This is a genomic window from Pseudoalteromonas sp. BSi20652, from assembly GCF_000239855.1.
Classification (GTDB): domain Bacteria; phylum Pseudomonadota; class Gammaproteobacteria; order Enterobacterales; family Alteromonadaceae; genus Pseudoalteromonas.
The window spans coordinates 1-3,156 of the sequence record NZ_BADT01000162.1 but is presented as its reverse complement, the minus strand read 5'-3'; the positions used below and the strand labels follow the sequence as shown (position 1 = coordinate 3,156).

Annotated in this window: 2 protein-coding genes and 2 pseudogenes; all 4 read left to right on the top strand. The window is 40.7% G+C overall.

Annotated features, from left to right (window positions below):
* Positions 1-1,722 (top strand): annotated as a pseudogene (locus tag P20652_RS19920) (hypothetical protein); the annotation flags it as partial.
* Between the two features lie 10 nt (positions 1,723-1,732).
* The gene (locus tag P20652_RS05630; protein ID WP_008170470.1) at positions 1,733-2,476 is read left to right on the top strand and encodes an Imm49 family immunity protein; all 744 of its coding nucleotides are present in this window, start codon (positions 1,733-1,735) and stop codon (positions 2,474-2,476) included.
* 32 nt (positions 2,477-2,508) lie between these two features.
* The gene (locus tag P20652_RS05635) at positions 2,509-3,009 is read left to right on the top strand and encodes a hypothetical protein (RefSeq protein WP_008170468.1); all 501 of its coding nucleotides are present in this window, start codon (positions 2,509-2,511) and stop codon (positions 3,007-3,009) included.
* Positions 3,010-3,041: 32 nt separating this feature from the next.
* Positions 3,042-3,156, top strand: a pseudogene (locus tag P20652_RS19915) (DUF600 domain-containing protein); the annotation flags it as partial.

Below are 3,156 nucleotides of genomic sequence, written 5' to 3'. Positions count from 1 at the left end.
GTGCCTAATGGCTCTGGCAATGGCGATTTAATTATTCACAACGCGGGCGGCGAGATAAAACTCGACAGCCAAGGTAATGTTGATATTACCGCCACTAACGTGCTCACACTCGATGGCACATTTATAACCTTTGATGGCCCGGTAGATTACGACATAACCAGCCCACAAACAGCGCGGGCACCAAGCAATGCAAGCCCGGCCAATATTAGCCAAGTGACTGCGTTTGATTTGGGTGACAATACGTTATCCGCAGGTTCACTCGCTCAGCTTGAACTTGAATACCTTTATGATGATGGCTCACCCGTTGATGGTATTGACTATATCGTTATCGATAATGAGGGCATTGAACATACCGGCTCACTGGCAAACGGTGTAGCCACCTTGGCTAATTTACCGCAAGGTAAAAGTGATGTTTTGCTGCGCGCAACCACTCAAGCTGATGAGCAACAACTCATCCAACTGCGTAACGACTTTAAACAACATCTCACCTCCATGCTTAATGAAATACGCAAACAAGCCGCTATTGGCGATGCTATTTTTGAGCAAGAGGACTTTTTTACCCAATGGATGATTGAAACCGGTGCACGCGCAACGGGCCTGTATCAAGGCGCAAAGTCCCTTGTAACGGGTATCGCTGATTTAATCGTATTGGGGATTGATGTAAATATCAGTGTGTATTCTGCCTGTTTTAGGATGATTGATGCCGTTGCAAGTGGTGATAAACACGCGGTTAAGCACGAACTTGAAACAATTTTAGCCTTTAGCCAAAAAACAACCAGTGCATTATCAGATGCCTTTGAATTATTACTCGCCTTAATGGACGATGAAGACACCCGCAATACACTCGCGCGCTTCCCGTATGACTATATTGAAGCCCACTCGTACGTTGATAAACAGCGCATAACTGGTGTAATGGCCTTTGAAATATTATTAGCGATATTAACAGGCGGGGTGGGTGTTGCCGCTTCTGCAGCGAGTAAATCAAAACACCTTGCCAGCGCCAATCGCGCACTGGTTAATATGGCCGATATACTTAAGCGCAAACAGCTAGATAAAACAATATCGCACACAGTATCGCCTGAGCAACCTAAATTAATTGAGCGCATTGACAAGCCCGATGCGGCATTACAACCAGGTACCAATCGAGGCGTAACAACGCAAGTGTCAGCACTTAAGTTAGTAAGAAACCCTGCTCTTGATGCCCATTACAAAAACCTAGCGGACTATGAAACGGCATATAAGAAAAAACTAGCCAAAGCTATTAATGATAAAGATTCTAGTAGCCGCATTGGCGCATTTAAAGCGAAGCTGACCGAGGTTAAAGGAGAACGTGCTGCAAGTGCATATATGGCAAAACACTTTTCTAAGCCACCGCCACCTGCGAAAATGGAATTAGGTTTTGGTCCTGGGCCCGGTTTTGACCAAGTTTGGGCTAAGCGTGATAAAGACGGCAACGTGCTAGAATACTTTATTGTAGAAGCTAAAGGACCTGGTGCCAAACTTACTAAAGGAGCCAAAAAGGGAGATCAAATGACTGATAAATGGATTGATAACACTCTGGCTAGCATGAAAAAATCTAAAAAATACCAAGCTCAGAATCAATTAGGTGAAAATTTATTCGATGCTATTGAAGATGGCGATCCAAAAATAAGTAAATTAGTTATCGAAGCTGTTGAAGATAACGGCAAAATAATTGGTGGAAAATTACAACCTTTACCGTAGAGAAATTTTAATGTTAAATTTAAATAAATGTGAAATTGACTTTGAGCGACTATTTAAACGTGCTCCTATTGTTTTAACTAAGCGAACACCTCAAATACTAGACAATTCTGTTTATATAGAAGTGAGGCAGCAAGCCACCTTTGTGGTAGCTAATAAATATATTGAATTAGCATATGCATACTATGTATTAGAAAATTTCCCTGAAACTAAATCATACTTCGAAAAAGCAGCACCTTTTGCATTTTTACGAGGTTTTGACCCTGAGTTAAAAACAAGTCATAACGATTGGACTATTCAACAAGATCTCAATATTGTTCTTCTTTTTGCTGAGCAGGAAGTTTTAGAAAAACTTAAACACAGTGAAATAAAACTATCGAGTGTTCAACATCAAGCCAAACTCCAATATGTTGAATTATTAAAAAATATTGTTACAGGTGGCACACCTGAGCAAAGCGATATTGATGCCGCCTTACTTGAAACCAAAAACACCAAGGATAAAGATGTATTACAGTATATCCTCCCGTTAATCGAAGCGATTTCTGCTTTAACATCAGCCGATATAACACTTTGGCAAGCCAGTATTGATAAAGCCATAAAATGGCATACTGATGAATGCAAATTTGGTGATTACAAAGATATGGAAGAAGGCTTTATCTGTTTAAATGCGCTTACTATGGCTAAATTAGGCAAAGACCTGCACGGCTGGCAATGCCAAACCAATTCACTTTATCTACCCTTATTTTTAATTGATTAGTTCGCTAATCACACAACACGAGCCTATTACCTATGAGCAGCTTAATTCACTTATTACTTATTGACGAAGAAAGTTACCCGACCTCGCTTAACGGTGATGATGAAAGCAAATACCAACAGTTACTGGAAATTACTGAAGAAGAAGCCATTCATTGGCAGTCAATCGAAATAAACCTGCGCGGCTTTGAGCCAGCACTGCAATTGTGGGATGCCATCGCTGGTAATAGCCGCTTATTACTTATTGCTAGTTTTAACTTTTTCCCTCATAAGCTGCTACCACCTGACGCTGATATTAGCGGTACTTTCGGGTTTTTTCCTGCTGATATGGTCAAAGATTTATATACCATAATGGAAGAAAAATACGACTTCGATATTAGCAATTTGGAAGGTCAGCAAATTATTGCTGAAATTGAGCAAGATGGTATCGACGAAGTAAACCCCGAAGCGTATGAGCTAGTTCGAGACAAGTACTTTGTAACCTTTAGAGATGCGGCTGAGCAAGGTAAATCAATCGTCGTACTCATTGAGCAATGATTAATGATGTAAAGTAACGCTAAGGACAGCAAATGCAACCCGACATTAAAAACATCCCGCAACACCTAGGTCAGTATCTTTATCAGCAAATAGATGAGTCATGGCATGAAGCGCACCTTATTTTAGATTGCGATAATAATAATGTGA

Bases quoted from the DNA above. Each gene is read 5' to 3' on its own strand.
- P20652_RS05630 (WP_008170470.1), top strand. From the start codon at position 1,733: ATGTTAAATTTAAATAAATGTGAAATTGACTTTGAGCGACTATTTAAA.
- P20652_RS05635 (WP_008170468.1), top strand. From the start codon at position 2,509: ATGAGCAGCTTAATTCACTTATTACTTATTGACGAAGAAAGTTACCCG.